Raw genomic sequence first — 19,568 nt, 5'->3', positions numbered from 1 at the left:
CGGACCGTCCGGGAGGCGGGGCGGCTTCGCGCGGCAGACATCCACGCGGCGAACCAGACGTAGGAGACGACCCTTGACCGCAACCGCTGAACCCGACCCCTCGACGGGCGGGGCCTTACGCTCGGGGATCACCACGGTCCTGCCCGGGCTGCTGCTGGTGATCTTCCTGGCCTCGCTCGACCAGCTGATCGTGACCACCGCGATCCGCACCATCGGCGACGACCTGCATGGCCTGTCGTCCCTGGCGTGGGCGACCACCGCCTACCTGATCACCTCGACGATCAGCACGCCGGTGTACGGCAAGCTGTCGGACCTGTTCGGCCGCAAACGGCTGCTGCTGACCGCGGTCGGGATCTTCACCCTGGGCTCGGCATTGTGCGGGCTGGCCACCTCCATGCCCATGCTGGCCGCCTTCCGAGCGCTGCAGGGCCTGGGCGGCGGCGGCATGATGGCGCTGGTCGTGGCCGTGATCGGCGACCTGGTCTCGCCCCGTGAACGCGGCCGCTACCAGGGCCACACCATGAGCGCGATGACGCTGGGCAGTGTGCTGGGCCCGGTGCTGGGCGGCCTGCTGGCCGGACAGACCACGATCCTGGGCATCACCGGCTGGCGGTGGATCTTCTGGATCAACGTGCCGGTCGGCCTGGTCGCCCTGATGGTGCTGCAGCGGGTTCTGCACCTCACCACCACCCGCCGGGACCGCCACATCGACTGGTGGGGCGCGGCCCTGCTGGCGCTCGGCCTGACCCCGCTGCTGCTGATCGCCGAACAGGGCGAAGCCTGGGGCTGGGCTTCCGGCCGCGCGGTCGGCTGCTACGCCGTCGCCGCCCTCGGGCTGGCCGGGCTGTTGGCCGTTCAGGCCCGCAAGGGCGCCGACGCCCTGCTCCCGCTGCGGCTGTTCCGCACCAACAACTACACCATCTCGATCATCTGCACTTTCGTCCTGGGCCTGGCCCAGTTCGGCGGCCTGGGCGTGCTGCCGCTGTACCTGCAGCTGGTCAAGGGCGCCTCCCCCGCCAAGGCCGGACTGCTCATCCTGCCCATCGCCCTGGGACAGACCGTCGCGGCCTTCAGTGCCGGACGGTTCACCGCCCGCACCGGCAAGTACAAGATCCTGGCGATCGCGGGTACGGCGCTGCTGGCGGGCGGGCTGTTCGCCATGGCCTCGGTCTCGGTCGGCACCTCCCTGTGGGTCACCAGCGGCTACATGTTCGCCTTCGGCGCGGGCGCCGGCCTGGCCGGCAACGCGCTGATGACCGCGCTGACCAACTCGCTGCCGCCGACCGACATGGGCGCGGGTACCTCCAGCCTGTCACTGTTCCGCGGTCTGGGCGGCACCGCCGGAGCCGCCCTGCTGCTGGCCCTGCTGTTCGCGCAGGCCGGCCCCGCCATCGCCGACCGCTACCAGGCCGCCGGCACCTCACCGGCCTTCCAGCACGCAGCCGCCCAGCACCCGCACGATCTGGCCCAGGTGCGGCATCCCGACCTCAATGACACCGCGTTCCTCGCCCACCTGGACCCGGTCCTGGCCCGGCCCTTCCTGAACGGCTTCGTCCACGCCCTGGACGAGGTGATGCTCACCGCCGGCGGCATCGTCACCCTGGCCTTCCTCATCCTCCTGGGACTCGAACAGGTCACCCTGCGCACCAAACCCGCCCCGGCGGCTTCCCCCTCGGCCGGCCGCCCATCAGCCGATGAACCCTCCACCCCCTGACAGCACACCGCCCCGGCCGACTCCGAAGGGCCCGCAGGCCGCGCCCGCCCCTTCGGAGGTGCTGGCCGACCAGGTCTGGCACGTGCTGACCGGGGCGGGACTTCAGATCACTCACGGCGACGACACTCCGGGCCTGGAGGTGGTGCCGCTGGACGGTACCGGTGAACCACAACTGGCGGTCTTCTTCGTGTTCTTCGAAAGCACCACCAGCCTGGTACGCGTCCGCCACCACGACACCGACGACCTTGTCCGCCGTTTCGGCACGCGCGTGCACCAGGCCGTGCTGGCAGCAGCGGCGCAGGTGCTCCACGCCGCCGGGTTCACCATCCTGCTCATCCACGATGACCAGTCCTCGGCCACTACCAGCCACCTCCTGGTCCGTGGCCACTGCACCCCGGGCCTGCTGATCGGCGACTGACGGGCCCGGCGGTGGCTTCGGCCGCACGCGCAGCCAGGACAGCCCGTGCGGTGTCAGAGGCGGAAGACGCGCTCGGCCTCGTCGCGGTGGGTGGTGTGCAGCTCCCAGTAGACGGGGGAGATCTGCTCGGGCTGGGCCACCGGCGCGCCGGGGATGACGGCGGTGCCGATCGACACGTCGATGCCGACATGGGCGGCCTGGATGCCGGTGTCGGCCAGCTCCTTGTGCAGGTTGATCGCCCAGTTGCGCAGTGCCGCCGCGGCGGCGTTGACATTGGCGACCACCGGGACGGGGTCGATCGAGCCGGCGCCGGTGGTGTAGAGCAGGGTGCCCGCCCCGGCCTCGCGCATGGCGGGCAGTACCGCCTTCGTGGCGGTCATGGCCCCGTAGAGCTGGAAGTTCATCTCGTGCTCCACATGAGACGGTTCGGTCTCCACCGGAGCGGTCAGAACGGTGCCGCCGAACGTCCCCACAGGGGAGTACTCCAGGACGTCGATGCCACCGAACCGCGCGGCGGCGTCCTTGAGCGCCTGGGTGAGCGCGTCGCGGTCGAGCACGTCCGCGGGGAACGCGGCGGCGGTGATGCCCTCGGCGGTGAGCCTGCCGACGAGCTCTTCGAGCTTGGTGCGGTGACGGGAGATCAGGGCGACGTCGAGGCCGTGGGAGCCGAAGGTGCGGGCGATGGCGAGGCCCAGCTGGGGGCCGGCTCCGACGATGGCGATGCTGGTCACAGCGATCCTTTCGTAGAACCTCGTTGAGAGAGACGGAGTGTCGGGCGATGTGAGGGCAGCCGCCTTGCTTGTCCCATGCGCTCACGCTCAAGGTGGATAGAGCTATCCGCTTCAACGATCCGGATAGACCTTTCCGATTCACCCCGCGGACCACGGTAGCACCAAAACTGGATAGGGCATTCCGATTGCTAGGCCGCCCGGCATGAACCCTCTGCGCAGCGACGCCGAGCGCAACCGGGGAGCCATGACCTTCCCCACCGCCGAGGCCCTGGAGCAGCGGCCATGGAGTTGAATCGGCCAATGGACATGTCCTCCCGAGAGATCCGCATCCCCCTCAACGAGGTCGTCGAAATCCTCCAGGACCTGAACGAGTTCGTCGTCTCCCTCGACCGGCTCGGCTCCCGCCAGGCATCCGGAACGGCCGACGAGTGCACCATCGGCACATTCGTCATCGACTGGAAGGTCGCTCGGCGATTGGCCCGCGCCCGACGCGTCATCAGCGTCGCGCTGGATGAGCAGCTGAGCGAGGAGGACAACGCCGAGATCGACGCCCTGTGCGAGCAGGGCCACTTCTACGGCACGGACAGCGGCCCGAGGCCCTGAACCGGCGGGACGCCGGTCACCCGGGACCGCCTTCGCCCCGCAGGTACACACCCGCGCGCGCCGCAGCCGCGGCGGCTTCGGCGGCGCGGTCCGCGGCGGCTTCGTCGAGGCGGTCGCCGCTGGTCAGCAGGCGGTAATAGAGGGGGGCGGACACGGCGCGGATCACTTCGTGGGCATCGGTACCCTCGGGCACCTCGCCCCGGTCGATGGCCTGCTGGACGCAGGGTGCCCACTCGTTGACACGGATGTCGTAGAAGCGGTGCAGGGCCTCGGCTGCCTTCGCCTCGCCGGTGGCGGCCGCGATCACCGCTTTGAACAGCGCTCCCTGCCGCGGGTCGGCCAAGGTGCGCTGCACGAGCCGGGCGTTGGCCTTGAGATCGCCGAGCAGCGAGCCGGTCTCGGTCCGGGGCAGTGACTGCTCGGCCATGTCCAGCAGCAGGTCCGCCACCAGGCTGGTCACCGTTCCCCAGCGGCGGTAGACGGTGGTCTTGCCCACCTCGGCACGGCGCGCGACGTCGGCGAGGTCCAGGTGGGCGAAGCCATGCTCCGCCAAGGCATCCCCGGCCGCCCGCAGCACCGCTGCCCGCACTCGCGCCGTGCGCCCTCCGGGACGGACGGTTCCCGGATCGGCTCCCTCAATTCCCATAACGGGACTCCAGTTTCGTTAATTGGCTTCGCCTGCTACGTTGAGGACACGCTAACGGAACTACAGAACCATTAGCCAGCTCCAGGTATCGAGAGAGGAACAGCCATGGAATACAGGCGGCTGGGCGCATCCGGCCTCAAGGTCCCCGCACTGAGCTTCGGCGCCGGCACCTTCGGCGGCCGAGGACCGCTGTTCGGCGCCTGGGGCAACACCGACGCGCGAGAGGCACGCCGACTCGTGGACATCTGCCTCGACGCGGGGATCACGCTGTTCGACACCGCCGACGTCTACTCCGGCGGCGCCTCCGAAGAGGTGCTGGGCGAAGCGATCAAGGGCCGCAGGGACCAGGTGATCGTGTCCACCAAGACCAGCCTGCCGATGGGCGACGGCCCAGGAGACGCCGGCTCCTCGCGTTCGCGCCTGATCACCGCATGCGAGGACGCCCTGCGCCGGCTCGGCACCGACTACATCGACCTGTTCCAGCTGCACGCCTTCGACGCCGGCACGCCGATCGAGGAAGTCCTGTCCGCACTCGATGATCTCGTACGAGCGGGAAAGGTCCGCTACCTCGGAGTCTCCAACTTCTCCGGATGGCAGGCGATGAAGTCCCTCGCGATCGCGGAGAAGTACGGCCACCCGCGCTATGTCGCACATCAGGTCTACTACTCCCTCGTCGGCCGCGACTACGAATGGGAGCTGATGCCCCTCGGGCTCGACCAGGGCCTGGGAGCCCTGGTCTGGAGCCCCCTCGGCTGGGGACGACTCACCGGCAAAGTCCGCCGCGGCCGGCCGCTACCGGCCAACAGCCGACTGCATCACACCGCGGACTTCGGACCGCCGGTCGAGGACGAACACCTCTACAGCGTGGTGGACGCCCTCGACGAGGTCGCACGGGAGACCGGCAAGACCATCCCGCAAATCGCCATCAACTGGCTGCTGCAGCGACCGACCGTCTCCTCCGTCATCATCGGCGCCCGCAACGAGGAGCAGCTTCGCCAGAACCTCGGCTCCGTCGGCTGGACGCTCACACCCGGCCAGATGGCGAAACTCGATGCGGCGAGCAGCAGGACGGCGCCCTACCCGTACTTCCCGTACCAGCGCCAGGAAGGCTTCGCCCGTCTCAACCCGGGAGTTGTCGCACCTCCGCCCGCCACCCGGCCACATCGCTGAGCGGGCCCATCCGTTGAGCCGCCCTCGCAAACGCATATGCCAGTCCGAGGGACCTCTGGACCGACTCCTGCAATGAGATTGGGATCTTTGGCCTCGCATCTGCGGCATATCATCGGCGCATGCGCACTTACCGGAACCGTACGGAGCGGGAGAACACCTGCTGCCGGGGAACCGAAGCCGGAGCCCGGGGTTCCGGTGGTCGCAGTGATCAAATCGGCCGACGTGGTCGTCGAGAGACCCTGAGCAGAGTTTCGTGAGAAGGAGTAGATCCTTGATGACCCGTTCCGCGCGCCGGACCCGCCGGACCCTGCGGGTGGCCGCCGTCGGCGCCGCCGCACTGCTGGCCCTGAGCGCGTGCTCCTCCTCCGACTCCGACGACTCCTCGTCGTCCGGCTCCGGCGCCTCCGCGTCGACGTCCTCGACACCGAACCTGTCCGGCACGGTGACCGTCTTCGCGGCCGCCTCCCTCAAGGAGAGCTTCACGACCCTGGGCAAGGAGTTCGAGAAGGCGCACCCGGACACGAAGGTCACCTTCAACTTCGCCGGCAGCGACGCCCTCGCCACGAGCATCACCGGCGGCGCCCCGGCCGACGTCTTCGCCTCGGCCAGTCCGAAGACCATGGCGATCGTGACGGACAAGAAGGACAACGCCAGCGAGCCGGTCACCTTCGTCCGCAACCAGCTGGAGATCGCCACCCTGCCGGGCAACCCCGACAAGGTCTCCTCCCTGAAGGACCTCACCAAGTCGGGTCTCAAGGTCGTCCTGTGCGACAAGACGGTGCCGTGCGGCGCCGCCGCCCAGAAGGCCCTGGACACGAGCAAGCTGAAGCTCACCCCGGTCTCCTACGAGGAGGACGTCAAGGCGGCGCTGAACAAGGTGGTGCTGAAGGAGGCGGACGCCGCCGTCGTCTACAAGACCGACGTGAAGGCGGCGGGTGACAAGGTGGAAGGTGTGGAGTTCCCCGAGTCCGCCGACGCCATCAACGACTACCCGATCGCCCTGCTGAAGAACGCCCCCAACGCCGATGCGGCCAAGGCGTTCATGGCGCTGGTGCGGTCCGCCGAGGGCCAGAAGGTCCTGACCGGGGCCGGGTTCCTCAAGCCGTGACCGAAGCGGACAAGTCCGGTGCCGCGGCCGACACCCTCACGGGCGGCCCGCGGCGCCGCCGCGCCCCGGCGCACTCCCGGGGCGTGCCGCTCCCCCTGCTCGTGCCCGCTCTGCTGGGTCTGGCGTTCTTGGTGCTCCCGCTGATCGCGCTGCTCGTCCGCACTCCCTGGCGCAGCCTGCCGGGCCTGCTGACCAGCACGGAAGTGTGGCAGGCGCTCCAGCTGTCCCTGGTCTGCGCCACGGCGGCCACCGCAGTGAGCCTGGTCCTGGGCGTGCCGCTGGCCTGGCTGCTCGCCCGCGTCGAGTTTCCCGGGCGCGGCCTCCTACGGGCGCTGGTGACCCTGCCGCTCGTACTGCCCCCGGTGGTGGGCGGTGTGGCCCTGCTGATGGCACTCGGTCGCAACGGGGTCGTGGGGCGCTGGCTGGACGCCTCCTTCGGGGTGACGCTGCCGTTCACGACGGCCGGGGTGGTGGTGGCCGAGGCGTTCGTGGCGATGCCCTTCCTCGTCATCAGCGTGGAGGGCACCCTGCGGGCCGCCGACCCGCGCTACGAGGAGGCAGCCACGACGCTGGGCGCCTCCCGCTTCACCGCCTTCCGCCGGGTCACCCTGCCGCTCATCGCGCCGGGCGTCGCGGCGGGCGCCGTACTGGCCTGGGCGCGGGCGCTCGGCGAGTTCGGGGCGACGATCACCTTCGCCGGCAACTTCCCCGGCCGCACCCAGACCATGCCGCTGGCCGTCTACCTCGCCCTGCAGAACGATCCGGAGGCCGCTGTCGCCCTCAGTCTGGTGCTGCTGACCGTGTCGATCGCCGTCCTCGCGGGGCTGCGTGACCGCTGGATGACCGCCTCATGACCGACACCGAGAAGACCGCACGCAACACCGCCGACGCCGCACCGCGTACCGCCGGTGAAGGGCTGGACGCCCGTCTCGTGGTCGACCGGGACCGCTTCCGCCTCGACGTCACGCTGAAGGCCGCTCCCGGTGACGTGGTCGCCCTGCTCGGTCCCAACGGCGCCGGCAAGACGACGGCCCTGCGTGCGCTGGCCGGTCTCCTCCCCCTCACGGACGGGTACCTGCGGCTCGACGGTGCCTCGCTGGAGCGCACGTCGCCCGAGTCGCGCCCGGTCGGCGTCGTCTTCCAGGACTACCTGCTCTTCCCCCACCTGACGGCCCTGGACAACGTGGCCTTCGGTCCTCGCTGCCACGGCGCCACCAAGGCGGAGGCGCGTGCGCAGGCCGCCGAATGGCTGGAGCGGATGGGGCTCGCCGAGCACATCGGCGCCAAGCCGCGCCGCCTCTCCGGCGGTCAGGCCCAGCGGGTCGCCCTCGCCCGCGCCCTGGCCACCCATCCCCGGCTGCTGCTCCTCGACGAGCCCCTGGCCGCGCTCGACGCTCGTACCCGCATCGACGTCCGCGCCCAGCTCCGCCGCCATCTCGCCGCCTTCGAGGCGGTGGCGGTCCTCGTCACCCACGACCCGCTCGACGCCATGGTCCTGGCCGACCGCCTGGTCGTCATAGAGGACGGCCACGTGGTGCAGGAAGGCACACCCGGCGACATCGCACGCCACCCGCGCACGGACTACATCGCCCACCTCGTCGGCCTGAACCTCTACAAGGGCCACGCGGAAGGCCACACCGTACGACTCGACACCGGGCCCGCGATCACCACCACCGAGGACCTCACCGGGCCGGTCTTCGTCACCTTCCCCCCGAGCGCCGTCACCCTCCACCGCGACCGTCCCACCGGCGCCAGCGCCCGCAACCTCTGGCACTGCGAGGTCGCGGGCCTGGAGGCCCACGGCGACCAGATCCGCGCCGACCTCACCGGCGAGCTCCCCCTCGCCGCCGACCTCACCACCGTCGCCGCCGCCGAACTCGGCCTCCACCCCGGTGCACCGGTCTGGGCGACGCTCAAGGCCACGCAGACTCACGCCTACCCGGCCTGACGCACAGCGACGAGCCCGCCTCACGGTCATCGCCGACCCGCACTCGCTCACACACCGGCGTCGCGTCGTGTGCGTGAGGCGTAACCCCGGACGCGCCAGGTGTGTGACGGGCCGGAAATTCGATCTTCCTACGGTGACGATCACGGGGTGGTCAGCCATCGGGCGGCGCGCCCCGGGCTCGGGAAGGTACGCGCACCGCGAGGTGGAGGTTCGGTGGCTGGCTCGAAGGACGGCAGTGTCCGCACGGTCTGCTCGTACTGCGGGGTCGGCTGCGGGATCGTGCTCGACATCGCGCGGGACCCCGCCGACGGCCGGCGCCGTGCGGCGAAGGCTTCGGGTGACAAGGCCCATCCCACCAACTTCGGCCGCCTGTGCACCAAGGGGGCGACGAGCGCGGACATGATGGCCGCCCCGGGGCGTGTGGCGAAGGCGCTGGTGCGTGCCGAGCGCGGCGCCCAGCCGGCCGAGACCGATGTGGACGAGGCGATCACTGCGGTCGCCGGCCGGCTGCGGGCGATCCTGGACGAGCACGGGCCCGACGCGCTGTCCTTCTATGTGTCCGGGCAGATGTCGCTGGAGGCGCAGTACCTGGCGAACAAGCTGGCCAAGGGCTTCGTACGCACCAAACAGATCGAGTCGAACTCCCGGCTGTGCATGGCGTCGGCGGGCTCCGGTTACAAGCTGTCGCTGGGGGCGGACGGGCCGCCCGGCTCCTACCAGGACTTCGACCACGCGGACGCGTTCTTCGTCATCGGCGCCAACATGGCCGACTGCCACCCGATCCTCTTCCTGCGCATGATGGACCGGGTCAAGTCGTCCGGGGCCAAGCTGATCGTCGTCGACCCGCGCCGCAACGCCACCGCCGACAAGGCCGACCTCTTCCTGCAGATCAAGCCCGGCACCGACCTCGCCCTGCTCAACGGCCTGCTGCACCTGCTGGTCGCGGGCGGGCACACCGACGAGGAGTTCATCGCCGAGTTCACCGAGGGCTGGGAGGAAATGCCCGCCTTCCTCGCGGACTACCCGCCCGAGCGCGTCGCGGAGATCACCGGCCTCGCCGAGAGCGACATCCGGCAGGCCGCACAGTGGATCGGCGAGGCCGGCGAGTGGATGAGCTGCTGGACGATGGGACTGAACCAGTCCACCCACGGCACCTGGAACACCAACGCCCTGGTCAACCTGCACCTCGCCACCGGCGCCATCTGCCGCCCGGGATCCGGTCCCTTCTCGCTGACCGGCCAGCCCAACGCCATGGGCGGGCGCGAGATGGGCTACATGGGGCCCGGCCTGCCCGGACAGCGCTCCGTACTCGTCGACACCGAACGCGCCTTCGTCGAGCGGCTGTGGGACATCCCCGAAGGCTCCCTGCGGACCGAGGCCGGGCGCGGCACGGTCGAGATGTTCGAGCAGATGGCCGCCGGCGACATCAAGGCGTGCTGGATCATCTGCACCAACCCGGTCGCCTCGGTCGCCAACCGCAAGACCGTCATCGCCGGTCTCGAAGCCGCCGAACTCGTCATCACGCAGGACGTCTTCGCCGAGACCGAGACCAACGCCTACGCCGACGTCGTCCTGCCCGCGACGCTGTGGGCGGAGTCCGACGGCATCATGATCAACTCCGAGCGCAACCTCACCCTCGTCCAGGGCGTCGTCGACCCGCCCGGACAGGCCATGCCCGACTGGCGGCTGATCGCCCGGGTGGCCTGCGAGATGGGCTTCGGCGAAGCGTTCACCTACACCTCTTCCGAGGAGGTGTTCGAGGAGCTCAAGCAGGCGTGGAACCCCACGACCGGCTGGGATCTGCGCGGCGTGACCTATGAGCGGCTGCGCGCCACACCGGTCCAGTGGCCGGCACCGGCCGCCGACGGCCCGGACCGCAACCCGATCCGCTACCTCAACGACGGTGTCAGCCAGACCCTGCTGGAACGTGCGGACGGCGCCCGCCCCCGCCTGGCCTTCCCCACCGCGAGCGGACGCGCCCGGTTCTTCGCCCGCCCGCACCTGCCGCCAGCCGAGTTCCCCGACGACGACTACCCGTTCGTCCTCAACACCGGCCGCCTCCAGCACCAGTGGCACACGATGACCAAGACCGGCAAGGTCGCCAAGCTCACCAGACTCAACCCCGGCCCGTTCGTGGAGGTCCACCCCGAGGACGCCGCCGCGCTCGGGATCACCGAGGGTGACCACCTGGAGATCGCCTCCCGCCGTGGGCGCGCCGTACTGCCCGCCGTGGTCACCGACCGGGTCCGGCCCGGCACCTGCTTCGCGCCCTTCCACTGGAACGACCTCTTCGGCGAATACCTCAGCATCAACGCCGTCACCAACGACGCCATCGACCCGGTCTCCTTCCAACCCGAGTTCAAGGTCTGCGCCGTCGCTCTCGCCAGGACGTCCGCCCCCGTCCCGGCAGCACGCCCCCACCTCCAGCCCGAGTCGGCCCCGGCCGCCACCGCACACGAAGAAGCGCCCGAGGCCCCGGCGCCGGTCCCGGCCACCGCGGCAGCGGCCCCCGCGGACTCCCCCGTCCACGCGCTCGCCACGCTGTTCGGCATCACCGACCTCACCCCGGCACCGCTGGCCGAACCAGAGCGCCAGTACCTCTCCGGCTTCCTCTCCGGGCTCGCCCTCACCCCGCCCGACGGACGCGTTCCCGTCCTGCCGCCGAGCGCCCCCTTCGACCCGGGCCACGCCCTGTGGGTCGACGGTGTCCTCGCCGGCATGTACTCCCGCGCCGATGGGCCCGCCCCTGGTCCCGGACAGACCGGCGCTCCGGCGGCCGAGACGCCCGTACCGGCCCGCCGCCTGGTCATTCTGTGGGCCTCGCAGACCGGCAACGCCGAGGAGTTCGCCGCCACCGCCGCGGCCCGCCTCACGGCATCGGGCCATACCGCCGAGCTGCTGCCCATGCGGGAGGTGTCCCCCGCGGATCTCAGTGCGGACACCGACGTACTCCTGATCACCAGTACTTTCGGCGACGGCGACGCCCCGGACAACGGCGCCGAGTTCTGGCAGGAGCTGTCCGCCCGGTACACCGGACGGCTGGAGGGGATCCGGTACGCGGTCCTCGCCTTCGGCGACTCCAGTTACGACGACTTCTGCGGACACGGCCGCCGGCTCGACGAACGGTTCCACACACTCGGAGCCACCCGGGTCCTCCCCCGCACCGATTGCGAGCCCGGCTCCGAGGAGACCGCCGAGCGGTGGCTCGACCAGGTCGTCACCGCCCTGGCCACGGCCGACGACGGGCACTCCGTGGCCGCGGACGCAGCCGGGACAGCCGTTCCCACACCCACCGCGTCCGCCGTCACCACAAGCGTCACGGCCCCAGCGGCCGTCGCCTCGCCCGCGACGGCTCCCGCACCGGCCGGCTACACCAAGGCATCACCATTCGCCACCCTGCTCATCGGCAACAGGCTGCTGAGCCTGCCCGGCTCCGGCAAGGAGGTCCGGCAGTTCGCCTTCGACACCCGCGACGGCGAACTCTCCTACGAAGCCGGGGACGCCCTCGGCGTATGGCCGACCAACGGCGCCGGTCTCGTCACCGAATGGCTCGCCCTCACCGGACTCGACCCGGACGAGCCCGTCGACCTCGGCGACGGCCCACCCATCCCCCTCGAAGAAGCACTGCGCACCCGCCTGGACATCGCCCGCATCACCACCGACCTGCTCAAGTTCACAGCGGACCGCACCGGCAGCCACGATCTGAAGCGGCTCCTGCGGCCCGACAACAAGGACGCGCTCGCGCAGTGGAGCTGGGGCCGCCAGGCCGCCGACGTCGTAGGCGCGTTCCCGGTGCGCGCTTCGGCGGCGGAGTGGACCGGCGTCCTCAAGCGTCTCCAGCCGCGCCTGTACTCCATCTCCTCCAGCCCGCTCGCCCACCCCAGCGAGGTCCGCCTCACCGTCTCCGTGGTCCGCTACACCAACCACCTCGGCCGGGACCGCAAGGGCGTGTGCTCGGCCTACCTCGCCGACTGCGCGGACGACGGCCCGGTCCAGGTCTTCGTCCAGCGCTCACCGCACTTCCGCCCACCTGCCGACCCCGCCACCCCCATGATCATGGTGGGCCCCGGAACCGGCGTGGCCCCCTTCGTCGGTTTCCTCGAAGACCGCCAGGCCCGCGGCCACACCGGCCGCAACTGGCTCTTCTTCGGCGAACAGCGTCAGGCCACCGACTTCTACTACCGCCAGGACCTGGAGGCGTACCAGGCGTCCGGCCACCTCGACCGCCTCGACCTCGCCTTCTCCCGCGACCAGCGCAACAAGGTCTACGTCCAGGACCGGATGCGCGAACACGGTCCGCGCCTGTGGCAGTGGCTCCAGGACGGCGCCCACTTCTACGTCTGCGGCGACGCGGCACGTATGGCCAAGGACGTCGACCAGGCACTCAAGGACATCGCCACCACCCACGGCGGCATGAGCCACGACGAAGCCACCGCCTACGTCAGGCGCCTGGCCACGGACAAACGCTACGTCCGCGACGTCTACTGACGGCACCGTTCGCCGCGGGAACGCGGTGCCGAACCCCAGATCCGGCCTGCCGGAGCCCAGCAGTATGCTCCCGGCGCATGACCTCCCCTCCGCCCGGCACACCTGCGCCACTCCACCAAGAGCTCCGCTTCGAGCCGGGTGCCGAAGACGTGGACGACGACGCGTTGATCGCAGCGCTGCAGGCTCGGGCATGGGATCCGGGCCTGCGGTTCGACAGGGCGGACGTCCCTGTCGCGTGGATCGCCGAGCACTACAGCGGTGCACGGTTGGAGCAGGACCGGGACGACATCGTCTCGTACGGCAGCGACGGAACAGTCCAGCTCAAGGCCGGGGCCGAGGAGGTTACCGCCTACTACGCCGACGCTCCGCGCGGCCCGCTGTTCCCTCCGGTCCCCCTGGCCGAGGTCGAGGAGGCAGAGCGCAGGATCGGACGCCGCCTCCCCGAACTGCTCCGGCGTGTGTACACCGAAGTCGCCGACGGAGGATTCGGCCCCGACGCCGGACTGGCCGCCCTGACCGACGGCAACCGGGCTCCGCGGCACGTGTACGACTGGCCGTGCGCGGTCACCGTCCACGAACGCAACCGGGCGGAGGGCATGCCGCCCTCATGGCTCTTCCTCACCTCCGGCGGCTGCACGATGGAGTGGCATGTGTCGTTGATCGCGGTCGACAACCCCGTGCTGCTCCACGACGCCGACGGCTACACCTTCGGCGAAGGCCCGCACGACGGTCTGTGCCATGCGACCACCTCCCTACGAAGATGGCTGTGGACCTGGGCCGCCGGCGGCAACGTGTGGGACGAAGTCCTCGACTCCGAACAGGGGTAGGACTCACTCAGGATTCCAAGCGGCGGCGGTCCTCCTCGTCCCACTTCCGGGTGTCGCGCGGCTGCACATACGGCTCCTCCTCTGCCGGGTGACCGCCCGCGACAGCGCGCTGACGGGCGAGCTCCGCGTCGAACTCCAGGCCCAGCAGGATCGCCAGATTCGTGATCCACAGCCACACCAGGAAAATGATCACGCCGGCCAGTGCGCCGTAGGTCTTGTTGTACGAGGCGAAGTTGGCCACGTACAACGCGAACCCGGCGGAGGCGATCATCCAGATCAGCAGCGCGAGGAAGCTGCCCGGTGTGATCCAGCGGAAGCCGCGGACCTTCGCGTTCGGTGCCGCCCAGTACAGGATCGCGATCATGACCGTGACCAGGAGCACCAGCACCGGCCACTTGGCGATCGACCACACCGTCAAGAACGTGTCCCCGATGCCCAGCGCGGCGCCGACCTGTCGGGCCAGGCGGCCGGTGAAGACGACGATCAACGCACTGATCACGGCGATGACCATCAGCAGCACCGTCACACCGAGCCGGACCGGCATCACCTTCCACACCGGACGGCCCTCCGGAATGTCGTAGACCGCGTTCGCGCTCCGGATGAACGCGGCGACATAGCCGGACGCCGACCACACCGCGAGCGCCAGACCGACGATCGCCATGATCGAGCCGAGGCCGCCGTTGCCCTGCATCTGCCGCACCGCGTCGCGCAGGATGTCCCTGGCCGCGCCGGGAGCGAGCTTCTGGATGTTGTCCAGCACCTGTTGCGTCGCCGACTGACCGACGATCCCGAGCAGCGAGACGAGCGCCAGAAGCGCCGGGAACAGCGCCAGGATCCCGTAGTAGGTCAGCGCCGCGGCCCGGTCGGTCAGCTCGTCCTTCTTGAACTCTCCGAGGGTGCCCGTCAACACCGCTCCCCAGGAGCGCTTCGGCAGGTCCGTCGGCCGGTCCGGCGCCCGCTGCTCCACCTGCTCATCCGGCCCGGCACCCGGATTCCACCCGGTCTCGACCTGCTGGTCGGCCGCGGTGTGCCGGCCATGCCGTCCGTGCTGCCGTCTCAGTGTCGGTGCCACCGCACCCGGGTATCCCAGGCATGCGCACCCCATACCGGGATTCATGACAATTCAGTCTTTTGGCACCTATCGCCACTTTACGTGGCTAGCGGGACGGGGTGCCGGCGGCTCCGAATGCTTCCGCGGTGCCGCCTTCGGTCTCGGCCGCGGGGGATCTCCGATGCCGTCCGTGTCCTTGCCGAGCGGGGAGTGCGAGGCACGGGTGATGCCGTACACGTAGGCACTCATCCCTCATTCCCCACTCCTGCGCGCGGACCGCTCGCCCTGACGCTGCCGACCTTCGTCACGGGCCTGCTGGAAGGCGTCGGAGATCGTCTCCGCGGCGCCGGACAGGGCCCCCTTGGTCTTGCCGCGGGCGCCCGACTCCGTGAGCTGACCCGTGAGCTCCGTGAGCCCGGCCGGCTTGCGCGGCCCCGCTTCCAGGTCGAGGCGGTTGCAGGCCTCGGCGAAGCGCAGGTAGGTGTCGACGCTGGCGACCACGATCCGTATGTCGATCTTGAGTATCTCGATACCGACAAGGGAGACCCGCACGAACGCGTCGATCACCAGCCCGCGGTCGAGAATGAGTTCCAGAACGTCGTAGAGGCCACTGGAACCGCCCCCGCCGCCCTGCTGTGTCGCCACGGTCATCACGACCAACCCCTTGTCATCCGTGTCCGTACGGTCCCGTCGGCACTGTCCCTCGCTGCGACGCAGGCTTCCAGGTGCGAGTAGCCCCTACCGCCTACCACCAAACACATGTACGAGTCCCTGAGCCGTGCTGCACCATGGTGGTCCCGCACGAATGACCGGAGACCGGGTAACCGGTACCGGGCACGGATGCACACCCTCGCCGACGGCCGACGCACACCACGAGGATCCGGCTCAGTGTCGAGAACATCTCAAGGAGTCGAGTCTCTCGCCGCAGCACCTCCCAACGGCCCTCTTCCCCATGCCTGTTGGGGGTGAGTTCATGGTGGCCACCGACTCCTCCGGCACTCACCCGGCCGCCTACCTGGTGCCACTCACCTATCGCGGTGCCCCGCTCGACAGTGTCTCGCTCAGTTCTGTCCGGCTCTGACGTCGATCGGTGCCAAGGTCGCCGGGGTGGGGCCGTCGGGGCGAACGGTGATGCCGTACGCCGCCTTCGTGGGGGTGGAGTCGAAGGCCACGGCGTGGACCGGGAGCAGGTGTTCGAGCAGGACGGTCGATTCGCGGAGCGCGAATTGCAGACCGAGGCAGGCGCGGGGACCGATACCGAAGGGGAAGTAGGCGCCCGGGTGGGTGGGTCGGCCGTCGGGGGTGAGGAAGCGCCGGGGGGCGAAGTGCTCCGGGTCCCGCCAGAGTTCGGGATCGCGGTGCGTGAGGTACGGGCAGAGCAGGAGGTCGGTGCCCGCCGTGACGGTGTAGCCGTTGAGGGTGCCGTCCTCGGTGGCGTGGCGGGGCAGGATCCAGGCGGGCGGGTAGAGCCGGAGCGTCTCGTGGACCAGGGCCTGGACGGCCTGGCGGCGCTGTGGTGAGCCTTCGCCGCCGGCGGCGAGGGCTTGTTCGCGGACGGCGGGATACCGGTCGAGGAGGAGGTAGAGCCAGGTCAGGGTGGTAGCGGTGGTCTCGTGGCCGGCCACGAGCAGCGTGACCAGCTCGTCGCGGATCAGCCGGTCGGTGTACTCGGGACGCTCGGTGGCGGCGTCGATCAGGACGTGCAGCAGCCCGGGGCCGTCGGGTCCTGCCGCTCCGCTGCGGGCGGCCTCTATGGCGTGCCGGGCGACCGCGTCGATCCGGGCGAGATCGGCGGCGACCGCGTCCTGCGCGTCGGTGACATCGGCGGGCAGAGTCGGGAGGGCGGTCGCCACGGCCGCCACGGCGGCCAGTTCATGCTCGGTCGCGTCGTCGAGGTGGTGCCCGGTCAGTGAGCGCCAGATGGCGTCCAGGGCGAAGCGGCGCATCTCCCGCCCGACGTCGAGGGTCTGCCCGGTACGGGCGTACCCGTCCCAGCGCCGGGCGGTGGTCCGGGCGGCCTCGGTGATCCGCTGTTCGTAGCGTCGCATCCCCGTGCCGGTGAACTGGGACTGCAACAGGCGGCGTTGCCGCTTCCACGCCGTACCGGTGGCGGAGAGGACCCCGTCGCCGATCAGCACACGGGCGCGGTGGGAGCGCTTGACGTACCGCTCCGGGTGCTGGGCGAGTACGTGCTGGACCGCCTGCGGGTCGGTGACGAGAACGGTGCGAGCCGGCCCGAGGCGGAACGCGGCGACGCCTCCGAACCGCTCGCGCACCTGGGACAGCAGCTCGACCAGTTCGCCTCCCCCCGAACGCCACCGCTCCACGAGTCCGGGCTCGGCTTCGGGGACCGGTCGCCCCGTTCCGGGAACGGACGGAAGGGGGCCGGGACTTGCTTCGGTGTCCATGTTTCTTCTCCTGGTCAACCGCTGGGCTCGTGACGGAGCGCTTGCACCACGGACTGTACGGGAGCGGACACATCTGGTGACAGGCGAACGACCTTAGTACCAGAACGCTTTGACCACTGCCGTCCCGGCCACGGCGGCGCGCTGGTAGAAGGCACGGAGGTCGGCATGGTGCTGGACATAGATGTCCCTGACGTCCGCTTCAGCCCAGCCAGGACCGAACGTTGCGTGCAGCTTGGGGCCCACGGCCTCCCAGAGAACGTCGAACGAGACGTCCGCCAGAAAGGCCGACGTTCGCCGCACCGCGTCCGGGGTCAGGTGGACGAAGGGCGGTTGCTCGTCGTCAGGGTGGTGGACGATGTCACCGCCGAAGATGGGCAGTTCCCATGTTCCATCCCGCCCCTCCGACAGACCGCTGCCCGCCTCGTAGAGCTCGTGCACCGAACTGAAGTCCTTCTCGATGAACTCCGCGATCCCCGCGTCATACTCCGCTTGACGGACGTCCCAGTCCCAGGCAGCCCCCATGAACTCCTGAAGCCAGGCGTGATCGAGCCGGACCTCGGAGTTCTGGACGGCGCGCAGATGCATATGGAAGCTCACGGCCCCACTCCTCCCCCACCAGCGACCCGGCTTGCGCGGGACGTCAACGCCGGAAGGGTATCCCGGGCCGCTGACACCGGGTCGGCGACGGAGGGGCACCTCGTCCTGTCGAAGCGCTTCGACATTCGCAGTCATATACGGCTACTTCAGAGACAGTTGACATGCCATGCGTACGCATGCGACTTTCGAAGCGCTTCAACAGACCCGGCGGAGTGATCGGCCTCCGCACCGCCCCGCCCGGTCGCCGCCACTCGCCCCGACCACACATCTCAGGACGGACATGGCGTTCTTCGACAATCCCGTGATCCCCGGCTTCAGCCCGGACCCGAGCATCTGCCGGGCCGGCGACGACCACTACGTGGCGACGTCCAGCTTCGAGTACGTACCGGGCGTGCCGATCTGGCACAGCCGCGACCTGGTGCACTGGCGGCTGATCGGGCACGCCCTGGATCGGCCCTCCCAGCTGGAACTGCCCGACACGGCCCCCTCCTCCACCGGGGTGTACGCGCCCACCCTGCGGTACCACGACGGCAGGTTCTGGCTGATCACAACCGTGGTCGCCGGAGCGGGCAACGTCCTGGTGACCGCCGAGGACCCCGCGGGCCCCTGGTCGGACCCGGTGCTCATCGGCGTACCGGGCATCGACCCCGACCTGGCCTGGGAAGAGGACGGGACCTGCTGGTGCGTGTTCTCGTCGGGCGGGATCCGCGGGGTCCGTATCGACCCGAAGTCCGGCGAACTGCTGGGCGAGCCGGTGTCGATGTGGTCGGGCAGCGGACTGCAGTACCCCGAGGGCCCGCACTTGTACCGGGTCGGCGACTGGTGGTACCTGCTGCTGTCGGAGGGCGGCACGGAACGCGGCCACGCGCTGTCGCTGGCCCGGGCCCGCACCCTGCCGGGACCGTTCGAACCGTACCCGGCCAATCCCGTGTTGTCCCACCGCAGTACCAACCACCCGGTGCAGAACACCGGCCACGGCGATCTGGTGCAGGCTCACGACGGAACGTGGTGGATGGTGCTGCTGGGCACCAGGCCCCGCGGCGACACCCCGATGTACCACGGCATGGGGCGGGAGACGTTCCTGGTTCCTGTGCGGTGGGAGGACGAGTGGCCGCTGCCCGGCCCACTGGAGCTGCGTGCGCAGGCCCCCGCGCTGCCGCCGTGTCCCTGGCCGCGGGAGCCGGACCGTGACGACTTCGACTCCGCCACGCTCGCCCCGTGCTGGGTGTCCCTCCGACGGCACGACCCGGAGGCCGTCCGCCTCGACGAGCGACCGGGCCACCTGGTGCTGCACGCCCGCGCGGACAGCCTCGACAAGCCCGGCGCACTCTTCGTCGGACGACGACAGCGCGACCCCGACTGCACCGCGCGCACGCTGATCGACGTCGCCGAAGGCGGCCGGGGCGGACTCGCGGTGCGGCTGGACGAGGCACACCACTACGAGGTGGAGGTGGGTGACGGCACAGTCCGCGCTGTCGCCAGGATCGGCCCGCTGCGCCACGCCGTCGCCGAACGGGCCGTACCCTCCGGTCCTTTGAAGCTCCGGATCGACGTCACGACCTCCGACATCCTGCCGCCCACGGTCACCACCCGCGGCACGGGCTCGGACACCACTCCCCCACCCGGCCTCCGAGTCGGCGGTCCCGACACCCTCCGCCTGGGCTACGAGACGGACAGCGGCGACTTCGAGATCCTCGCCGAACTCGACGGCCGCTACCTCACCACCGAGGTCGCCGGCGGCTTCACCGGCCGTGTCTTCGGCATGTACACCACGCGGGGCGACGCGGCCTTCGACTGGTTCGAGTTGCGGTCTGTCTGACGGGCGCCTCCAGGAAGGGCGACGTGATCGGCAGGCATAC

At 70.3% G+C, this 19,568-nt stretch carries 16 protein-coding genes and 1 pseudogene; 11 read left to right on the top strand and 6 right to left on the bottom strand.

Features of this window, described 5'->3' with window-relative positions; all coding sequences use genetic code 11:
* Window positions 1–73: 73 nt before the first annotated feature.
* A complete protein-coding gene (locus ACZ7L0_RS19860; protein ID WP_471243779.1) occupies window positions 74–1,714 on the top strand; it encodes an MDR family MFS transporter in 1,641 nt (546 codons plus the stop codon).
* Window positions 1,695–2,132 carry a hypothetical protein gene (locus ACZ7L0_RS19855; protein ID WP_471243778.1) on the top strand — a complete coding sequence of 146 codons (438 nt, stop codon included), beginning with the start codon at window positions 1,695–1,697 and terminating at the stop codon, window positions 2,130–2,132. Before ACZ7L0_RS19860 ends, ACZ7L0_RS19855 begins: the two co-directional genes overlap by 20 nt.
* Window positions 2,133–2,185: 53 nt before the next feature.
* Here the strand turns inward: ACZ7L0_RS19855 and ACZ7L0_RS19850 are convergent, their stop codons facing one another.
* The gene (locus ACZ7L0_RS19850) at window positions 2,186–2,863 is read right to left on the bottom strand and encodes an SDR family NAD(P)-dependent oxidoreductase (protein WP_471243777.1); all 678 of its coding nucleotides are present in this window, start codon (window positions 2,861–2,863) and stop codon (window positions 2,186–2,188) included.
* Window positions 2,864–3,163: 300 nt separating this feature from the next.
* On the opposite strand from ACZ7L0_RS19850, the gene ACZ7L0_RS19845 reads away from it, so the two are divergent.
* Entirely contained in the window at window positions 3,164–3,466 is a 303-nt protein-coding gene (locus ACZ7L0_RS19845) for a hypothetical protein (protein WP_471243776.1), read from the top strand.
* A 16-nt stretch (window positions 3,467–3,482) separates the two neighbouring features.
* Here ACZ7L0_RS19845 and ACZ7L0_RS19840 read toward each other — a convergent pair whose 3' ends face one another.
* Window positions 3,483–4,112, bottom strand: a complete 630-nt coding sequence (locus tag ACZ7L0_RS19840) for a TetR/AcrR family transcriptional regulator (protein ID WP_471243775.1) — start codon at window positions 4,110–4,112, stop codon at window positions 3,483–3,485.
* A 105-nt stretch (window positions 4,113–4,217) separates the two neighbouring features.
* Here ACZ7L0_RS19840 and ACZ7L0_RS19835 point away from each other — a divergent pair, with 105 nt between their 5' ends.
* From ACZ7L0_RS19835 to ACZ7L0_RS19810, 6 genes are all read left to right on the top strand, one after another.
* Window positions 4,218–5,282: an aldo/keto reductase gene (locus ACZ7L0_RS19835; protein ID WP_471243774.1), complete on the top strand. Its 1,065-nt coding sequence runs from the start codon at window positions 4,218–4,220 to the stop codon at window positions 5,280–5,282.
* A 274-nt stretch (window positions 5,283–5,556) separates the two neighbouring features.
* Window positions 5,557–6,390 carry a molybdate ABC transporter substrate-binding protein gene (gene modA, locus ACZ7L0_RS19830; RefSeq protein WP_471243773.1) on the top strand — a complete coding sequence of 278 codons (834 nt, stop codon included), beginning with the start codon at window positions 5,557–5,559 and terminating at the stop codon, window positions 6,388–6,390.
* Window positions 6,387–7,244 (top strand): ABC transporter permease, encoded by an 858-nt coding sequence (locus ACZ7L0_RS19825; RefSeq protein ID WP_471243772.1) that lies wholly within the window; start codon window positions 6,387–6,389, stop codon window positions 7,242–7,244. The genes modA and ACZ7L0_RS19825 overlap by 4 nt, the downstream gene beginning before the upstream one ends.
* Window positions 7,241–8,338, top strand: a complete 1,098-nt coding sequence (locus tag ACZ7L0_RS19820) for an ABC transporter ATP-binding protein (protein ID WP_471243771.1) — start codon at window positions 7,241–7,243, stop codon at window positions 8,336–8,338. Before ACZ7L0_RS19825 ends, ACZ7L0_RS19820 begins: the two co-directional genes overlap by 4 nt.
* Window positions 8,339–8,551: 213 nt before the next feature.
* On the top strand, window positions 8,552–12,826 hold the full coding sequence (locus ACZ7L0_RS19815) for a molybdopterin-dependent oxidoreductase (RefSeq protein ID WP_471243770.1): 4,275 nt from the start codon (window positions 8,552–8,554) through the stop codon (window positions 12,824–12,826).
* A 77-nt stretch (window positions 12,827–12,903) separates the two neighbouring features.
* The gene (locus tag ACZ7L0_RS19810; protein ID WP_471243769.1) at window positions 12,904–13,653 is read left to right on the top strand and encodes an SMI1/KNR4 family protein; all 750 of its coding nucleotides are present in this window, start codon (window positions 12,904–12,906) and stop codon (window positions 13,651–13,653) included.
* A 7-nt stretch (window positions 13,654–13,660) separates the two neighbouring features.
* Here ACZ7L0_RS19810 and ACZ7L0_RS19805 read toward each other — a convergent pair whose 3' ends face one another.
* The gene (locus ACZ7L0_RS19805; RefSeq protein ID WP_471243768.1) at window positions 13,661–14,725 is read right to left on the bottom strand and encodes a YihY/virulence factor BrkB family protein; all 1,065 of its coding nucleotides are present in this window, start codon (window positions 14,723–14,725) and stop codon (window positions 13,661–13,663) included.
* 231 nt (window positions 14,726–14,956) lie between these two features.
* Window positions 14,957–15,355 (bottom strand): gas vesicle structural protein GvpA, encoded by a 399-nt coding sequence (locus tag ACZ7L0_RS19800; RefSeq protein ID WP_471243998.1) that lies wholly within the window; start codon window positions 15,353–15,355, stop codon window positions 14,957–14,959.
* Window positions 15,356–15,662: 307 nt separating this feature from the next.
* Between ACZ7L0_RS19800 and ACZ7L0_RS19795 the strand changes: the two are divergent.
* Window positions 15,663–15,755: pseudogene (locus tag ACZ7L0_RS19795) on the top strand (maltokinase N-terminal cap-like domain-containing protein); the annotation flags it as partial.
* 10 nt (window positions 15,756–15,765) lie between these two features.
* Here the strand turns inward: ACZ7L0_RS19795 and ACZ7L0_RS19790 are convergent.
* Complete coding sequence (locus ACZ7L0_RS19790) at window positions 15,766–17,112, bottom strand: cytochrome P450 (RefSeq protein ID WP_471243767.1); 1,347 nt, start codon at window positions 17,110–17,112, stop codon at window positions 15,766–15,768.
* A 93-nt stretch (window positions 17,113–17,205) separates the two neighbouring features.
* Window positions 17,206–17,697 (bottom strand): DUF1877 family protein, encoded by a 492-nt coding sequence (locus tag ACZ7L0_RS19785; protein WP_471243766.1) that lies wholly within the window; start codon window positions 17,695–17,697, stop codon window positions 17,206–17,208.
* A gap of 292 nt (window positions 17,698–17,989) precedes the next feature.
* Between ACZ7L0_RS19785 and ACZ7L0_RS19780 the strand changes: the two genes are divergently transcribed.
* Window positions 17,990–19,528: a glycoside hydrolase family 43 protein gene (locus ACZ7L0_RS19780; RefSeq protein WP_471243765.1), complete on the top strand. Its 1,539-nt coding sequence runs from the start codon at window positions 17,990–17,992 to the stop codon at window positions 19,526–19,528.
* The last annotated feature ends 40 nt before the right edge of the window (window positions 19,529–19,568 follow it).

Source organism: Streptomyces sp. NPDC039424, from assembly GCF_055639495.1.
Note: the sequence above shows the minus strand (reverse complement) of the source record. Positions and strands in the feature narration are given on the sequence as shown.